Genomic DNA, 16639 nt, shown 5'->3' with positions numbered 1-16639 from the left:
GGTCATTCGGACATCCATTTAGTAGCAGCCACATTGCAGACTTTGCCGTCGTAGACGAAGGCCACGCTGTATCGAGCTCGTGTGGCGGCCACATACATTTTCGCCGCGGATTTCGCGACATGACTGATGTCGCCCGACGCGAGCCATTTACGAGCCGGCCCGTGCGGGTAGATCAGGACCCGCTCAAAGGTCAGGCCCTTTGACTCGCCAAAATTCATAGCTTCGTGGGGATCACACTTGGTCGCCGCGGAGTACCGGAGCACCTGTGGCGCGAAACAGTTCACGTATTCACCAACATCTGCGCTACCTACGAGAAACACTCCATCGTGTCCCGTCACCGTATCATTGCGCGAAACCGTCTTCGGCTCGTTCGGGAAAAAGCCGTCGCCCAGGTCCGCTATGGTTTGGTTGCAGCGGTATGTGTGGGTTTCGTACTCGAGCTCAACGAGCCCCTGTTTCTTCCATAGCTCGAACTTATTGATGATGGCCGGACCCGCAAACGCTTTATTTTTCGAAGCGTTGTTCGTGGAAAAGGTTGCCTGCCTATGGTCACCAACAAAGGTGACCGAGACGCCCGCGTTTAGCAGCAACTCCAAAAGGTCGAGGTCGTACCCCGCCATGTCTTGTATTTCATCGATGATGATATGGCTGAAGCGTTGCTTAAGTCGTCGCATGATCGCGCCACCCGTTTGCCGGTCACATTGACAAACGAACTTTGCGATTTTGTCCGAATAAATCTGGGAGCCATCGAGGAAGTAATGACTGCGGGTCCGCGCTTCGGGAATGTAAGGAACAGACCTCCCTTCAACCCAATGAATGCCGTCAATCCTACTCGAATGCATGGCTGAACGATAGGGGCGGGCAAGCTCCCGAAGCAGAAATGTGTACCAAGAGATGACCTCTACATGGGACGGAATGGTGCGTACGCGTGAGTATGCCTTGAGGTGCATTTCTCGGACATTGTTGCGAGTATAGGTGATCAGGGCCGTTGCACCCCGCCCCTGCTCCCACGCCAACGCCTGATCGACGACTCGCGTGGTCTTTCCGCCTCCGGCGGCGGATATTACGATGCGATTAGCGGAGGGCACGGGCGATATAGTCCGGAGGCGACCACTCTACTTTCGTTTCGAAGAATTTCAGGCCGGTCTCAGCCTTGTTTTTGACCATGTGCTCGATAGCAGATGCTTCATCTACGAAGGCCTTGCCGAGGACGTCATTGATCTTTGCCAGGCCGTTCTTCTTCAAGAGCTGTGGCTCAAGCGTATGGGCCTGCTCGTCTTTATCGTATTGGATCTTGACGATATCGGAGTCTAGGTAGTCGGCATATTTTTTTTCGAGTGCCGCGACATCAGCATCGTTATCGGTCACGACATCGACAGTCTTTTTCAGGAGGACCGCAATTTCGAGGAAGCGCTTGAAGGCAAGCGAATTTACGGCAATCACATCAACCCCATCCTCTAATGGCATCTTGCCGTGCTTGATCTGGTAGGCTCGTTGGACAATCAACTCGTCTGACGGCCCCTCCACGAGAATTGACCGCTTTGCGAGGATGAGCCGTAGCGTGTCGTGCCCCGGCAGCTTCATAAAATAGTCCTGCGTAGTCTTATCCTGCAGGTCGGTCAGGCGCGCACCCTCGCCACGGAGGAACAGGAGGACGGACTCCACACCAAGCTTGTTAAGAACGAAGCTGCTATGCGTCGTGATGAATATCTGCCGCGAGCCGGCATTTGTCGCGATGTGGCCAATTAGCTCATTGAGACTGGCGTAGGAGAGGTGATTTTCAGCTTCTTCAATCAAGATGATGTGGGATTTTGCCGACGTCTCCATCGCAAGCTTGATCTTGACCGAATTCTGCTCGCCTTTCCCGACGAGTGGCAAGGGTATGTCGTCCAGGTGAGGCATGATTCCTGCCTCCCAGTTCGCCCGAGCGGACGTGTCAAGCGAAACAGAGATAACCTTGTCGCTGATACTTCCCTTCTTCGACGCGAGCGTGTCGTTAATCGTTTTGACCTTAGGCTCTTCAAGAAAACGGTCCTTCATGAGCCGATAAGTCAGAGCAAGGTCCACCTTCTCCTTCGAGGTAAGGCTCTCCTTCACGATGTTGATGACGTAGCGGCTGGCTCCCGCATTGTTCTTAATCGTGCTGGCATCGATCAAGCTCGCGTGAAGAGGAATGGCGCGCGAGTTTAGAATGTCGTTCTCGGCGAAATCCCTCCACTTTATCCAGTAATACTCCATTGGGATCGTTCGAATTTCGGAAGGATCGGAGACGTACAGAGCAAAGTCCTCTGCATGCGCAGGATTGAGTTCAATTAGGAGTGATACGCCAGGAAGATCGATTCCAAGAGTGTTGTTATTGCCTTTGAGCTTTGTAAGAGCTGGATCGTCGGCGAGGTACACCTCGATGAGGATCGATGGCGGTTCTGGAGCTTGACCGTTATTTAGCGCTTCGATGTACTCAAGAACGTGATCGAGATTGAACAGATAGGGATGAAGCTCGATCTGTAGGGGTCGGCCATTGAGTTGACCAGTAAGCGCTAGGTGAATCGCTTCAAGGAGGGTGGATTTTCCACTCTCGTTGTTTCCAACAATGACGTTCAGTTCGTTATTGAAGGTGACATTTGCCTGCTTAAGGCAGCGGTAGTTTCTAATAACCGCACGTTGGATGAACAAGCTCGCACCTCCCATTATCGAGTACATTGCCATCAGGCACAACTTTTGCGAGGTCTACAAGGGAAGGTGCCGTTCAACAAAGTCTAGCCGGTCACAAATGAGCCCAGAGGGACGTTCGATCATTTGTACTCCGCGAGTATCGCCCTCGTCGTTTGAACAGCCCCCGTCAGCGCGGCCCTGTCTGGCTCCTTAAGCCCCAGCCCCACCGGATCAAATGACAACTGCACTGGCCCACCTCCACTAGCTCCCGCGCGAGCTGCTCGACCCCGCGCACGATCTGGCCGCGAAGCCGTGGAACTCTGCGTATTCGATGCGGGCATCTCCGCCGTTGCCGGTGAGGTCGCTACCCCAGAACCATTTGCGCCTGCGGCCGCCCGCACTTCCTGCAGCTCCTGCTTCAGCTTCTCGACCGTCTCGCGAGTCTCGGACATCTGTCGGTCCCACCGAAGGCCTTCCTCGTCCGGATATGGGAAGCTTCCCGATTGACCGGCGTGCAGAACCTTCAAAGCCGGGTCCTCGAAATACTTCACCCTTCTCGCGCGGATCGGCATCTGCGCATCGATCACGAGAATGACCTCGTCGAGATCCATGCGCCGGGCCTGATCTTCGGTCAGGAGCGGGGTGTCCTCGGTCCTCTCCGAGACGCTACGTCCTTCGAACGGATTACGTCCAACAGCGCGGGACCTGGTCACCACACGCTTGGTGGTCTTGCCGACAGCCTGGCTCAATTCCTCGATGGTCTTCTGCTCGGACGGGGTGAGGTAGAGCTTTACCCCGGCGCCGCCCTGCAGCGACCTGCGGGTGTTTTCACCATAGATCTCGTCCAGCGCGGGGATGGTCTGGGTTACGATGGCGAGGTTACCGCCGTAGGAACGCAGCGTCTTGATGCTCTCGGCGACGATTGGCATTTTCCCGAGCCGGTCAAACTCGTCGAGCATGATCATGACCGGCCAAGGCTCGTCATCGCCGGGTTCCTGTGCTTGCAGCGAGGCAATCAGGTCCGAAAAGAAGAGGCGGATCAGCGGGGCAAGCGGGCGGATCATCTCGGATTCGACCACAAGATAGATCGCATGTGGGCGGCGGCGGATATCCCGGAATGAGAAGTCAGAGGTCGCGGTGGCCGCGTCAATCGCGCGGTTGTCCCAAGTGTCGAGACCCGATGTCATCAGGAGGGAGAGGTAGGAAGTGAGGGTGTCGTTGTTGGTCGATGCCATACGCTCGAAGATCAGTTTGGCCGACTTGTTCTTCACCTCCTGTGAACGCTTCAGGTATTCCTTCTGCTTGTCGCCCCCCGAGGCTGTGATGCGATAGATCTCGCCGATGGTCGGCACGCCGCGCTCGAAGGCCAGAAGGCCGGCCGCAACGAAGAGGTCGATACCCCCGGCCAAAAGCCCGCTCAGCTTTTCATTGTCGGTCTGCAGGAAGAGCTTCGCGGTGAGTTTCAGCTCCATCTGCTGCCGGTCGGGGTTGGTCATGGCCGCGATGCGCGCAAGCGGGTTGTAGCGATGCGTCGGTCGGTCCCAGTCGGTCGGCGCGAAACGGAAAACCTTGTCGCCCATGCTGGCGCGGAAGCGCGAGGTCTCGCGGAAGTTCTCGCCTTTCACGTCGAGCACCACGGCCGAGCCCTTGTAGGTCAGCAGGTTCGGGATCACGAACCCCACGCCCTTGCCCCGGCCTGTAGGCGCCACGATCAGCGCGTGGGGGAAGGTTTTTGAGACTAGGAACGGGCGCTTGGATTTCGGGGAGCCGAGCTTGCCCAGAAGGAAGCCGCCGCCGGGCTTGGCAAAGAAACCGTTCCTCTTCATCTCACCGCGGGTCTGCCAATGCGTCGTCCCGAAGCGGGTCAATGCATCCCCCAGAAGCGTGACGCTCAGCATGAGCGATGCCAGGCCGAAGCCGCCAAGGATGAGGTTCACCCAGAGGAAGTCTTTCGGTGCAGACTGAGACAGACCCCGATATTCGCGGGCAAGCAGGGTGACGTCTAAACGCGTGGGAGAAAGCCCATAGCGGAACATGACAAAGCCGGTCGCCACGACATAGCCCATGGCGAGACCGACCAGCACGAGGCTCAACACTCCTAGGGCAATCTTGCCTTTATCCATGGGTGATCCCCTTCTCACCATGTGCCGCGGCGTGGCGCGCACGCTGCGCCTCGATCTGCTCTTCGGCCAGAGCATCGAGAACGCGCTCCATGGCTGGGCCATGCGCGGTGACCTCGCTGCTCTGGAGATAGGTCTTGGCGAGTTCCAGCTGGCGCAACGGATCCTCGGTGAATGTGTCCAGGACGTCCGCGTTACCGGCCCGCAGCGCGTCGATTGCGTCGGGGCTTAGTCGCTCGTTTATCTGCCGGACGATGTCCTGCTGCTCTGACTCAGAGAGCGGGCCCTCGACGTCGGCGTTTCGCACAAAGGCCATGACGGTTGGCGCTGTCTCTACCAGATACCGGCGCTCGGCGTAGTCTTGTCGCGCCTGGTCCTCGATCTCGAAACTGCGTTCGCTGATATAGGCACGCGACGCGCCGAGCGAACGAAGGTGATTGATTTCGCGCCTAACGGCCTGCCCGAACTCGTCATCCGGCATCTCCGTGCGATAGCGGGCGAGGGTGCGGAGCTCTTCGGTAATCGGACCGAGATGATCCGAAGGATCCCGCAAGGCGAGGTCCATGTCGCCAGCATGAAGCGTGCGGTCCTGCTCCGATACCGCATATTGCGACGGCATTCGACTGTCAGTCATCTGTTCCCAAGCCATCGAGGCCAATTCGGCATGCTGCGGAGATCTCTGCGCATAGGCGCCGAACGCGACGCGGGCCTCTTCAACCTCCACGGCGCCGGCCCGCCTTACAGACGGGTCGTCGGAGAACGGATGATCGAAATCCGTCCGGCGGAACTGCGCCACCAGCGCCCTGAACGCCTGCCGCTCCGATGGGGCAAAAATGTCGGACCCGTCCTTCACGAGATCACCCCCGGGTGCCGCCAACCGCTCGCCGAGCGCTGGCTCAGCGTTGTCCACCTCGTCGATCTCGGTTGGCGCGCGAAGGACGCGTACGTCGGTCAGGACATCGCCCAACCGAACATGCACGGCTTCCAGCCGGTCGAGCGCTTCTTCCCGGTCCGCAGATTTCTCCAGATCGAGGTCGCTTGCTTTGGCAATCCCCTGCAGATCCTGTGCCAGCCACTGGCGCTCCAATGCGGCATTGCCTGCCCCCTCCCGCAGGCGCGCGGCCACAGACTCGGCATCGATGCCCGTGCCTTGCAACGCCTCGGCCAGCTTTGATGCCACCTCTCCATCGTCAAGACGCGCGAGGTGTTCTTCACTTAAGTTCGGCCTTGCATAGATGCCGTCCCGGGATGGGGCATCGACCAGGGCGGCGGAGCGATCCCCGAGCGGGTTCAAATGCGCGACCGAGGCCAGAACGTCGGTCAGCTTGCGCTCGATCACCGGCCTCTCGGCCGCCGGCGCCCTGTCGATCGCCGCCTCGATCTGGCGAATGTTCTGAGAAAACTCGGTGATCAGCGTGTCGAACGCTGCTTCGTCTTGGGACATGTAGATGGCTCCGTCAGATTGAATCTGACCGCCACTGGCAAGGATGGTGCTGGCCCTCTCGAGCGCCTCGGACACGTCTTCGAAATTCGAACGGGACGCCTCCGCCGCGAGCCCGCGATAGATCAAAGCGTTGTGCCGGACGGTTTCCAGAGCGGCCGCTAGGTCAGCACCGGTTCTCTGGCGCTCGACTGGGGGACGACCTTCGTCGCGAGCCTTGTAGATTTCATCGATCTCGGCGCGGTAGGTCGTGACGCCGCGATCCAGACGGCGCGTCGCCTCAAGGCGGATCCCATGAACTTGGGCCGCCTCGACCATCGCCTCGCGAAAGGCGTCGTAGTTGAAGTGATGATCCTTCCCGAGAAAGAACATTTCGCCATCCTTGCTGCGGCGGTTCAGAACGATATGCGCATGTGGATGCGCGCGATCTTGGTGTATTGCAGCAATATAGTCGAATTGCGACCCCTCACCTTGAAAGAACTTCTCGCAGACCGCCTGGGTGATATCGCGCACCTCTTCACCCCTGGTCCCAACCGGGAATGCCATCAGCAGATGCGACGTATGGCCAAGCTTGGGGCTGTAGCGCTCGTTCCACTGGTTCTCGAACCGCCGCGCCACTCGGTTGATCTCGGCTTCCGAGAGCTGCTTCTTCCCGTCATGGGTGCCGCGGCTGTCGAGGATATGGGTCGACTTCGTCGTGAGATATGTGAGCTGCGCCCGTAGCTGCGCCCCGGTGTGGCAGCCCCCTTTCGAGATAGCCTTGAAGATCGCGGGCGAATAGCCGCGCGCGGCCCGAACCATCTGCGCGCCCTTGGAAAGCCCCTGCCAGGATCCCGAAACCCGGCTCCAGCCGCGGTCGAAGAGCGCCGGGTCGATGCCCCGGACCCGGTCACTCCGCACCATTCGCATCCCCCACGGCGAGGCCCGCCAGGGCGGAGCTGATCTCAAGGTCCAGCACGCTGCGCCGCGCACGCGACATCTCCTGGACCTGGTCGGCCAGATCGAAGACCAGACCGGCAAGTGCGCGGACGTCACGGTAACTTGAGGCCGGGTAGGACAGTCTCTCGCCCCGCACCGTGGCCTCGTTCAGACGTCGCGCGATCTGGTTCACGTTGTTGCCGACCCGGTTGAGCGCGGCGCCGAGGCTGCGCAACTCGTCACACATCTCGTCGTCGGGCAGGAAGACACCTTCGGCCGCCAGCATCAGGCGGCGCATGGCATCCGAGCGGTGCGCAATCCCACGCCGCGACAGCGCCGCGTCGAACCGGCGCAGGTCGTCGTCCGAGACCCGGATCCCCACAACCCGCGATCGGCTGCCGTTCGCTGTCTGACGCTCACCCCAGTGGTTCACCACGTTGTAGATCGACTTAAGGCTGACATCGTAGCGGGCTGCCAACGACGCCGCGGAGACGCCGTTCCGGCGGTCCTGGGCGATGGTCGATCGCTCGATCTCTGACAGTCTACGACGGCGGGGCATTTTGAAGTTAACGTTCCTATTTCTTGCCAACTTCGTACAAGCCCGCCGACTCCCAACGCAAGTGGAGTCGGCCATAAGGGCTTGTACTCAATGTAGAAAATCGCCCTGCAGGGGCGATTTCCCGTCCTTAGTCAAATGGATCGCGCCTCGCGCTCATTGCACCACGCGATGCGGTCTCCGCATCGCGCATCGCGTCTTTCGCGCCCCGTCTCTTGCACCCCGCAAGACGGGTTTTGCCGCGTGCTGACCGTCTCGCGTCACCCGCAGAACGACATACGCGAGACTGCCTCCCGTCGTCTGGAGCGCGCTATCCGTCACCTGCATTCCGTCCGCAGCACATCGCCAAGCGCATCCCGACATTTGGAGGGTGGGTGGTGCCCCGCGACGAATGCTGAAGGCGCCACGGCAGACGTCGCACGGTCATTGCCAAACGCCGTCCGCAGCATGCCAGACGCGGGTCGCATCCCGACTTCTGCTTGACCCCTCCGCCTCATGCGTTTAGCGACATTTTGGTATTATCGTTGCGATTCACTATTTTTGCGGAGGATCAGAATGCCGAACGAAAATCTTGTGGTGGTCGCAGCGATGGCCCGGAAAGGGGGCAGTGGAAAAACGACGCTTTCGCGCGCCTTGATCAGTGCCGCGATCGCCGCCGGACGCAGAGTGATGTTGATCGACACGGACAGCACGAGGGTACTCGGGGCCTGGCATGCTCGGGCGGAAGCCGGTGGGCTGAGTTCGCCGCTTCTCTGCTCGGCCACCGTCGAAAGCGTGGCGGGTGTCGAGGATCAGATCGATCAGGTCTACATGGCAGGCACGGCAGACTTCATCTTTATCGATACCGCAGGGGTCGGTGCAGAATGGTCAGACGGCATCGCGGTGCTTGCGGACCACATCGTGACGCCCGTCATGCTGTCGACGTCTGATTTCGATGTCGGAGCGCAGACAGCTGATTGGTTTGAGAAACTGAAATCCCGTGTTGACGACCCCTCTAGTCTTCCGCGCCACCACGTCGTCCTCAACATGGTCGACCCGAAAACGACCCGTGCTGACGCCGCCCTGATTGAAGAAGCGCTCACCCGTTTTCCAGTGATAGAGACCGTCATGATGCGACGGAACACTTACAAGGAGATGGATCAGAAGGGGCTTCTCCACGCCTTGGCACTGGAAAAGCAATCTGATCCGAACCCGCTGATGCGCCCACATGTACGTCATGTCGTCGAGGCGCTCGAGGAGGCGACGGACATCCTCAACAATATTCTTGCTGCGTGAGGACAGTCGATTGCGCAAGAAGATCCCGACCATCACCAGGCCCGACCCAGCCTACGCCGCCACCCTGCAACAGGGTGACCGCGAGATTCCCGGGAAGGAAGATGAGGCACAGGTCACAGCAACAAAGACAGGCACCCCAGCCACTGACGTTGACGCTGATCGGCACGAGTCAGAGCTTGTGCCGGGAGGTACCGTGGCGCCGCACCAAGTCACCGCGGAAAGCTCGGACCCGCATACCAGCCTGAGAGCTCCCGTATCGGCGCGCGCATTGAGCCCGACCCGGAAGATCGACATCAGGGTCAACGCACTCGAACGACAGGAAGCTGCGCTAGAAACTTGTGGTGTTGAGCCAGCACATGTGGTGCGTGCCGCCCTGCGCCGTGCAGTCAAAGGCTGGCAACTGTCGCCGGTCTTCGCGCCAGTCGCGGAGGAGCGGCGCACTCGAAACACGCAGTGGCAGGCCCGTACATCTCTGGCAGTCGATGCGGCCAGCCTGAGTGTCCTCCTTCGGGACCACGACCCCCTCGACGTCTTGAGTAAATGGGCCCTGATCCGCGGCCAGGTGGAACCACGCATATGGGGCGAGATCGACAAAATCTTGGAAGAAATTGCTGTTCGTGCTGCATCGCCGCATGAACCGTAAGATACCTATCTGAAAAGATAACTTGCATTTCGCCGGTGGATTATCGCCCACCCGGAACGGTTCATCTTGCAGTTGCAGAAACCTAGTCCTAACACCAGCTAACAGGAATTTCAGACCTCAGTAGTGACGAGTTGCGAGGTCCATTTAGGAGGAACGCATTATGAATATGAAGCCCCGCCTGACTGGCGAACCGATCATGCGCATCCTCTGCAAGACATCTGAGAATCTGGTTGGCTACCTTTACCAATGGAACAATGGTGACGTGCAGCCTGCCTGGTTCGACGGCGCCATAGCGGACGTTCGCTATGAACCATTCTTTCAAGCGCCGGAACAAAACCCCGCCGATCCGAAGGCCCCCAGACCGCGTCAGCAAGGTCTGACGCACCTTGAAAAGGCATAGCTCAAGGCCTCGCGTCGGTTTGTGGGTCACCCCATCGCGCAGGTCCTTTGAGCGATAGAGTTGACTTCTATGCCTCAGAAGTGGTCTAGATGTGAGTTATAGAAAGGATGTCTATAACTCATGGCTTGGAACTGGACGCTGCCTGATTGGCCGGATTTCCGGTATGACGCCTCCGCTCTGGAGCCGTTTGAGCAGACGTTCCTGCTGTCGTCCGGGGAAATCCTCGGCGCGGTCCATCATGTCAGCCAGCCGGAACGCGAGCAACTCCGCATCGAACTGCTCAGCGAGGAAGCGATGCAGACGAGCGCCATCGAGGGTGAAATCCTCGATCGGCTCAGTGTGCAATCTTCGCTGCGCCGCCATCTGGGCCTCGATCCGGACAGCTACCCTGCCAAACCGCGCGAACAGGGCGTCGCGGAAATGATGGTCGACGTCTACTCCAGTTTTGCAGAGCTGCTAACCCATGAGACATTGTACCGCTGGCATCGGATGCTCCTGTCCCATGACCGTCGGTTGGAAACCATTGGGGCCTACCGACAACACGCCGAGGCGATGCAAATCGTTTCCGGCCGCCTTGACCGGCCCACGATCCATTTCGAAGCGCCGCCCTCGGAGCGGGTCATGCCTGAGATGGAGCGATACGCGGATTGGTTCAACAAGACCGGTCCGGGGGGAGCAGGCCCGCTTCCAGCACTGACGCGCGCAGGGCTAAGCCACCTCTATTTCGAGAGTATCCACCCATTCGAAGACGGCAACGGCCGCTTGGGTCGCGCCCTCGCTGAAAAGTCGCTGGCGCAGAACATTGGCCAGCCGACCCTCATCTCGCTCGCCTTCACCATCGAGAAGGAGCGCAAGGCATATTACGATCAACTCGAGCAGCATCAAAAAACGCTCGACGTGACCGATTGGCTCGTCTGGTTCGCAGAAGTTGTCTTGAAGGCCCAACAGGTCACACTCGACCGTGTCGGCTTCTTCATCAGCAAGGCACACTTCTACGATCGTCACAGAGACCACTTGAACGAACGCCAGGCCAAGGCCATCGCTCGAATGTTTCGGGAAGGCCCTGGCGGTTTCAAAGGCGGCCTCAGCGCCGACAACTATCTCAAGATCACCGGAACTTCCCGCGCAACCGCGACCCGCGATCTGCAGGATCTAGTCGAGAAAAGTGCGCTCAGCCGGACTGGTGAGCGACGCCATACGAGGTACTGGTTGAACCTGAATCGGAAGGATGAAAGTATTTAAAAATCATGATCTTACTTAAATTCTAATAATCCGTTTTATGTAACATTACCCAGGACGTGAGCTCACGTTGGTGGGCTTGGGAACGCGCCCGACACACTTCGTCACAACCGGTGCTTGTCCGGCAAATCTTTGTTTCCGCAGCACTGATACCCCCTCTGGTCGCATCCCGGAAAAGCTCGGAGCGTCTCCAGCCTGCCCGAATGCGACTGGTGAACGACCTTGCATGTTGGATTTTCCGACATTATATTGATCTCACGACAGCTATTCGGACATGGACGATGCAAACGACCACCAAGACGAAACTGTTTCCGAAGCAAGATCTGGAACTTGTGCTTCGTGACGAGCTCATGCTCGCGGCGGAGGCTGAAGCCAGCATGCACGGAATTGTACTGCCCGCATCATCTGGGGTGGCGGCAGTCGCACCTGTACCGATGGATTCTCTTGTAGTTGTGGAGCTCCTGTGCGCGGTCGAACCAGTGCTTGGCTTTACGCCGGCGGATGCGACGGTACGCACCGGCGGATACAACTCGGTGCAAGACGCATTGGATCACTTAATCCCGCGGCTGGAACAGCAGTGGAAGAAGAAGAATGGAGTGTCAGCATGAGCGTCGCCAAGCGGACCAACGACGATGACCAAGAAGCTCGGCAGGAGATGGGCGAGCGGCTGCGGGAAGCACGTCGGTATTTGGGTCTAAAGCAAGACGAGGTGGCCCAGTACCTCAAGATCCAGCGAACCGCGTTGTCTGAGATCGAGGCCGGAAACCGCCGTGTCGAGGCTCTGGAGTTGAACCGGCTCGCGAAGCTGTATCGACAACCGGTCGCTTATTTCATCGGAGAAGACGATGCAGCTGGGAGTTTGCCGGTAGATGTAGCGCACCTTGCACGACAAGCCGCAGACTTGTCTCGGCAAGACCGGGATGAACTGGGGCGTTTTGCCGAGTACTTGCGCGCCCGCTCGGCCGCAACCCAGGAGTAGCCAGTGGTTTCCAATTATTCGCAGGCAGTTCGCGGCGGAGCAGCTGCGGCGGCTCGAGCACACCGGCAACTAGGCGTGCGAGAGCGGCTCGAAACGTCAGGCGGTTCAGTCAACGTTTTTGCTCTCATCAATGAACTTGACGTGCCTTTGCTCCTCCGGCCGCTCGACGGCTTGCTCGGAGCATATCTTAATGCCCCATCGCAAGGGATTCTCGTCACCACTCAGCGCCCCATGAGTATCCAGCGATTTACGGCCGCACATGAACTGGGCCATTGTCTTCTGAACCATCAGCCCAGCCTCGACGATGAAGCAAGTATCCTCCGTCGAATGCCAGCCAATTTCGATCCGGGCCACGACTACCAAGAAGTCGAAGCCGACGCTTTCGCAGTCGCGTTTCTCATGCCCAAATGGCTGCTCGCCCTACATATGAGGCGGCAGAATTGGACTGTGCCAGACTTTCGACGCGCAAACGTGATTTACCAGTTCAGTCTGCGACTTGGGGTGAGCTACGAGGCGTTGTGCTGGACCCTGGTTCGCTACAGGATGATTGCTGCGAAGCAGGCCCGCGAGCTTTTGCAGACAAAGCCAAAGGCGTTGAAAGAAGCTCTTCTCGCTGATCATCGACCGACAAACTACCGGGGCGATGTATGGCTACTTACCGAACGCGACGCTGGAGCGCTGATTGATGGCAGTCGTAACGATCTATTCGTCCTCAAGCTCACCGAGCACAGCAATGGAGGATACCTCTGGAACATCCATCAATTGCAGGAGAGCGGATTCGCCATCGTCAGTAATGAAATCGAAGCGCTCGAAACAGACAGCGTCGGTGATCCTGGAATACGGCGCGTCACGGCAAGGCCTCCGGAAGAGTACCGAGGTCGCCTTGTGTTGGATGAAACACGGCCCTGGGATCACAATCAGAGTTACTCCAGGCTCGAGTTGGACCTCGACCTGACAGGCCCCGAAGGTGAAGGCCTTTCACGTGCTGAGCGGCGAAGACTACTGGAGGCCGCTTGAGTGACTGTGACGATAGACGTAGATTTACGGGCGAAATTTGGCCCCGTCAGGGATCAAGGTGCGCGACCAACGTGCTTGGCGTTTGCTGCCAGCGACGCCCATGCTGCATTGCGCAGCGGCTGGGATCCTCTGTCATGTGAGTTCGCCTTCTACCACGCACAAAATCGTACCGGGCGCTCTCCATATAAGGGAGCATTTCTCGACGACATGCTGGCCGCGCTTCGCGATACCGGCCAGCCATCGGAAAGTGGATGGCCGTACATTCCGCGTTTGCCCACCGACCTGAGGCACTATCACCCCCCATCATCCGTCGGAAGTTTATTTGGGCGCGAAAGTCAGAAGACCAGCCACGAAGTCGATCGAGTTTGCGATGCGTTGGATTCCAACGTCCCTGCTATTGTTCTTTCAGTCCTGACGAGAAGTTTCTTTAATCCGCCATCGGATGGAGTCATCGACCAAATCACCGGTGACGAGGTTTTTCCAACGCCGCGACATGCTGTTATCGCGGTCGGCTATGGGAAAGCGGCGACGAAACGTGTCATTCTGGTGCGAAATAGCTGGGGACCGACCTGGGGTTTGAGCGGGTATGCTTGGCTAACTGAGGATTTTCTGGCTAAGCACATGTATGCCTTGGCAATATTGACGGACGAATGTGATGTATCTGGCCATTCCGCCACAGCCTGATTGTGTAAGAACTTGGCGCGAAGCGGTTCGTTGCGTTGATAGCGAACCCGGACACGAGGCGCACAACGTCCTGATGTCAGTCGATGACCCGACCGCCGGGGCAAAGTTGAGCGACGCGAGCGTCAATGCCGTCAATGAATTCTTGCTCCGGCACGACAAATCCGTCCGGACCATCGCCAACACGATCTTTCCTGAGGCACTCTATCATAGATATGGTGCCCCGGAATTCTTCGACCGGTTTCGCGACCGAGTTCTGCCTACGGTACGACGCAACGAAAGATGGTCAGGATACTATTTCGAGCGGATGGTCGATTGGCCCGGCGCCCCGGCCGGCAATCCGCTTTGGGACGTCGTCACGCGTATGAGGGACCCGGCGGTCAGGGCAAGGAACAAATTTGAGCTTGCTCTTTTCGATCCTGCTCGCGACGTTGATCGTTCCCCTTACGGCGGACAGTGCCTCAGTTTTCTCAGCTTCAAACTGTTGGCAGGGAATCCGGAGACGCTCACACTTACAGCGATCTACCGGAACCACTACTATGTCGAAAAGCTACTCGGAAACTTGATTGGTCTCGGCCAGTTGATGTCGTTTGTGGCCACTGAAGCCGGACTCAATATTGGATCCCTGACCGTGCTGTCGTCACATGCGACAATCGACCTGCCTCGATCAACCTGCGGGGGGACTACAACACGCGGCGAGCTTCGAGCACTCCTCGACGAGATTGATGGTCTGTCTCCAACTAATACCTAGGCAAACTCAACGAAAGGCAGAGTTGCCGTTTCCGGTCGCCGGGCCGAACTTGTGAGATTGTATATTGCCTCGATTCCAGCAATGAACTCGCTTTGCCCACCATAGCTCGGATGGCGGACTTGAGAGACAGGAAGGTCCAAATCTGCTAGAGCTTCTCCCGCATCACGCCCGATTGCCACCAAGCGTTTAGGTTGGAGCATCTCCAGGAGTGCCAACAGAAATGGCCAGGTTGCCGAACGCTCCGTTTTTCGATGTGAGCGGTTGGTCATGGGATCATCTGGCGCGTGTGGGTGAAGCGGAAACACATTCCACAGCATTACTGGCCTGCCAATTGACGAGAGAAGCTGCCAAGTGACTGTCGCCGTACGTTCGGCAAGTGCCGGTCCTGTCGTGGCCCGAGCAAGGGTTATTCCACCAAACAGATGTTCAGCTTCCGTGAGATGTGCTTCGTCGGTCAAGGGTACTCCGGTGCGCCGTCCCCCCCGGTACCCGAGGTCCCTTGCTATCCAGATAGTATCAGCACGGGCATTCATTGCGGCCTCAAGACACCGCTTCAGGTTCTCGCGTCGAGCACGTGCAGCATCGAGGGTATCGTGAATGGGGCAGATGTCGCTGTATGGATTAAAGGTGTTCACCAAATCTACAGCGGCAAGTTCTTCGACAAAGGATTCTGGAGTGTTCATGTCAACGGCTCGATGTTTAGCCGCCGCTCTACGGCATCTAGGATAACAGTTCCACGGCGATGTTCGCGCAGATAGCGAAATGCTGCGTATCCTTGCAGGATGGCCTCTTCCCACAGCCAGGTCGGACAGTTCTCGGCTTCGTAGCCGCGAACGAACTGTCTGACCTGCTTCAATAGGTCGAACGGCAACTCCCCGGCCTTCAGGTCTTGAAAGAAATCCATCTCCATGGCCTGTCCGAAAATCCAAGTCGCGATCCCCTCCTCGATCAATGCGGCGCGGGCTCCGTCTTGGGCCTCGTCGATCTTTGGCCGACTCTTGCGTTTCAACCGAAAAAGGGAACGAGTGACCGGCGACCAGCCAAGGATAGCGACGTAGGCATAATGGAAGACATCATGGAACCTGTAGTCATCCGGTGTCATGGCGTTGTCCGTCAGTCGATCCCCGATGTTGAGGCCGTTGCAGGTCTGGAAGACGTAGCGCTTGCCACCAACCTCCCGTTCAAAGATGTTGATCTTGAGGTTTCTGGGCAGCTGTTCTTCCGGGGGCAAGTCCGCATCGAAGAAGGGCGGGTATGCCTTCTGGATGGGCCATCGGTCTGTCGTCTTTGCTCGATTCTTGATGGCCGCAGCTTCCAGTGTGACGCCCGCTTCATTGGCCGCGCGAATGAGTATCTCGAGAATCGCGACAAGTCGGGGTCCGAGACGTCGGCGATCCCTTTGGAGCTCGTTGTTCGATTGATCGGCCATAAGAAGCCCGGTTGCAGCCGCCAACTCGATGAGGGTTGCTTCAAAAGCCGGCGACGGTGACTGTCCAGCGGTCAGTACAGACGGCTGCAAAGCCTCAAAGGTGAGCGGCTCTCCCGTTGCGGATAGCCAGTTCTCGCTATCGCTGGCAAGGTTGGTGACAATATCTGCGAACGAGATTTCCGCCCTCGCAGCAACTAGGTTGAAGTACCAAAGTACGTCGCCGAGTTCCTCTGTAACCGCAGCCGCGTAGGCGCGATAGGAGATCGGGTCTCTCTGCTTCTTCTTCACTTCAGAGAGAAGGCTCCCGACCTCTCCAAAGAGGCCAAGCAAAGGGAAGTTGAGGGAATCTGCGTCCCGCCGAAGGTCCGTCGCAAGCGCATCCGCTGAGAATCCCTGCACTGACAATGGAATGAAATCGTCTGACATCCGTCCTCCAAATGTGTGATAGCTGAATGCGAGGCTACCTATATCTTGTATCTGTCATTTGAATCGATTGCGGTCAGTCCGGCAAGAAAAAGTGACTTTACGCTCACCGGAC

Annotated in this window: 16 protein-coding genes; 9 read left to right on the top strand and 7 right to left on the bottom strand. The window is 58.1% G+C overall.

Annotation, left to right across the window (positions count from 1 at the left end):
- Window positions 1-2: 2 nt before the first annotated feature.
- The 5 genes from RB2654_RS21985 to mobC form a co-directional block, all read right to left on the bottom strand.
- Entirely contained in the window at window positions 3-1088 is a 1086-nt protein-coding gene (locus RB2654_RS21985; protein WP_083783500.1) for a UvrD-helicase domain-containing protein, read from the bottom strand.
- Window positions 1075-2673 (bottom strand): ATP-dependent nuclease, encoded by a 1599-nt coding sequence (locus RB2654_RS21980; RefSeq protein ID WP_040885988.1) that lies wholly within the window; start codon window positions 2671-2673, stop codon window positions 1075-1077. Before RB2654_RS21980 ends, RB2654_RS21985 begins: the two co-directional genes overlap by 14 nt.
- Before the next feature lie 119 nt (window positions 2674-2792).
- The gene (locus RB2654_RS21975) at window positions 2793-4775 is read right to left on the bottom strand and encodes a type IV secretory system conjugative DNA transfer family protein (RefSeq protein WP_040885975.1); all 1983 of its coding nucleotides are present in this window, start codon (window positions 4773-4775) and stop codon (window positions 2793-2795) included.
- Window positions 4768-7116, bottom strand: coding sequence for a relaxase/mobilization nuclease domain-containing protein (locus tag RB2654_RS21970; RefSeq protein ID WP_008336072.1), 2349 nt, complete (start codon window positions 7114-7116; stop codon window positions 4768-4770). Before RB2654_RS21970 ends, RB2654_RS21975 begins: the two co-directional genes overlap by 8 nt.
- Window positions 7103-7609 (bottom strand): plasmid mobilization relaxosome protein MobC, encoded by a 507-nt coding sequence (gene mobC / locus RB2654_RS21965; RefSeq protein ID WP_246146625.1) that lies wholly within the window; start codon window positions 7607-7609, stop codon window positions 7103-7105. Before mobC ends, RB2654_RS21970 begins: the two co-directional genes overlap by 14 nt.
- A gap of 633 nt (window positions 7610-8242) precedes the next feature.
- On the opposite strand from mobC, the gene RB2654_RS21960 reads away from it, so the two are divergent.
- The 9 genes from RB2654_RS21960 (at window position 8243) to RB2654_RS21920 (ending at window position 14672) form a co-directional block, all read left to right on the top strand.
- Entirely contained in the window at window positions 8243-8962 is a 720-nt protein-coding gene (locus RB2654_RS21960) for a nucleotide-binding protein (RefSeq protein ID WP_008336065.1), read from the top strand.
- 10 nt (window positions 8963-8972) lie between these two features.
- Complete coding sequence (locus tag RB2654_RS21955; protein ID WP_040885974.1) at window positions 8973-9605, top strand: hypothetical protein; 633 nt, start codon at window positions 8973-8975, stop codon at window positions 9603-9605.
- Window positions 9606-9765: 160 nt separating this feature from the next.
- Window positions 9766-10005 carry a hypothetical protein gene (locus tag RB2654_RS21950; protein ID WP_008336063.1) on the top strand — a complete coding sequence of 80 codons (240 nt, stop codon included), beginning with the start codon at window positions 9766-9768 and terminating at the stop codon, window positions 10003-10005.
- Between the two features lie 120 nt (window positions 10006-10125).
- Window positions 10126-11247 carry a Fic family protein gene (locus RB2654_RS21945; RefSeq protein ID WP_008336062.1) on the top strand — a complete coding sequence of 374 codons (1122 nt, stop codon included), beginning with the start codon at window positions 10126-10128 and terminating at the stop codon, window positions 11245-11247.
- 278 nt (window positions 11248-11525) lie between these two features.
- Window positions 11526-11852 carry a hypothetical protein gene (locus RB2654_RS21940; RefSeq protein ID WP_007803312.1) on the top strand — a complete coding sequence of 109 codons (327 nt, stop codon included), beginning with the start codon at window positions 11526-11528 and terminating at the stop codon, window positions 11850-11852.
- Window positions 11849-12223, top strand: a complete 375-nt coding sequence (locus tag RB2654_RS21935) for a helix-turn-helix domain-containing protein (protein WP_007803310.1) — start codon at window positions 11849-11851, stop codon at window positions 12221-12223. Before RB2654_RS21940 ends, RB2654_RS21935 begins: the two co-directional genes overlap by 4 nt.
- 3 nt (window positions 12224-12226) lie before the next feature.
- The gene (locus RB2654_RS21925) at window positions 12227-13240 is read left to right on the top strand and encodes an ImmA/IrrE family metallo-endopeptidase (RefSeq protein WP_187432411.1); all 1014 of its coding nucleotides are present in this window, start codon (window positions 12227-12229) and stop codon (window positions 13238-13240) included.
- On the top strand, window positions 13241-13924 hold the full coding sequence (locus RB2654_RS23145) for a C1 family peptidase (RefSeq protein ID WP_217516013.1): 684 nt from the start codon (window positions 13241-13243) through the stop codon (window positions 13922-13924).
- Window positions 13896-14672: a hypothetical protein gene (locus RB2654_RS21920; RefSeq protein WP_148912646.1), complete on the top strand. Its 777-nt coding sequence runs from the start codon at window positions 13896-13898 to the stop codon at window positions 14670-14672. Before RB2654_RS23145 ends, RB2654_RS21920 begins: the two co-directional genes overlap by 29 nt.
- Here RB2654_RS21920 and RB2654_RS23140 read toward each other — a convergent pair.
- Both RB2654_RS23140 and RB2654_RS21915 read right to left on the bottom strand, forming a co-directional pair.
- Window positions 14669-15355, bottom strand: coding sequence for a uracil-DNA glycosylase (locus tag RB2654_RS23140; protein WP_083783499.1), 687 nt, complete (start codon window positions 15353-15355; stop codon window positions 14669-14671). The genes RB2654_RS21920 and RB2654_RS23140 overlap by 4 nt on opposite strands.
- The gene (locus RB2654_RS21915) at window positions 15352-16527 is read right to left on the bottom strand and encodes a nucleoside triphosphate pyrophosphohydrolase family protein (protein ID WP_008336058.1); all 1176 of its coding nucleotides are present in this window, start codon (window positions 16525-16527) and stop codon (window positions 15352-15354) included. The genes RB2654_RS23140 and RB2654_RS21915 overlap by 4 nt, the downstream gene beginning before the upstream one ends.
- Window positions 16528-16639: the final 112 nt, after the last annotated feature.

It is taken from the genome of Maritimibacter alkaliphilus HTCC2654 (assembly GCF_000152805.1).
GTDB classification, from domain to species: domain Bacteria; phylum Pseudomonadota; class Alphaproteobacteria; order Rhodobacterales; family Rhodobacteraceae; genus Maritimibacter; species Maritimibacter alkaliphilus.
Note: the sequence above shows the minus strand (reverse complement) of the source record. Positions and strands in the feature narration are given on the sequence as shown.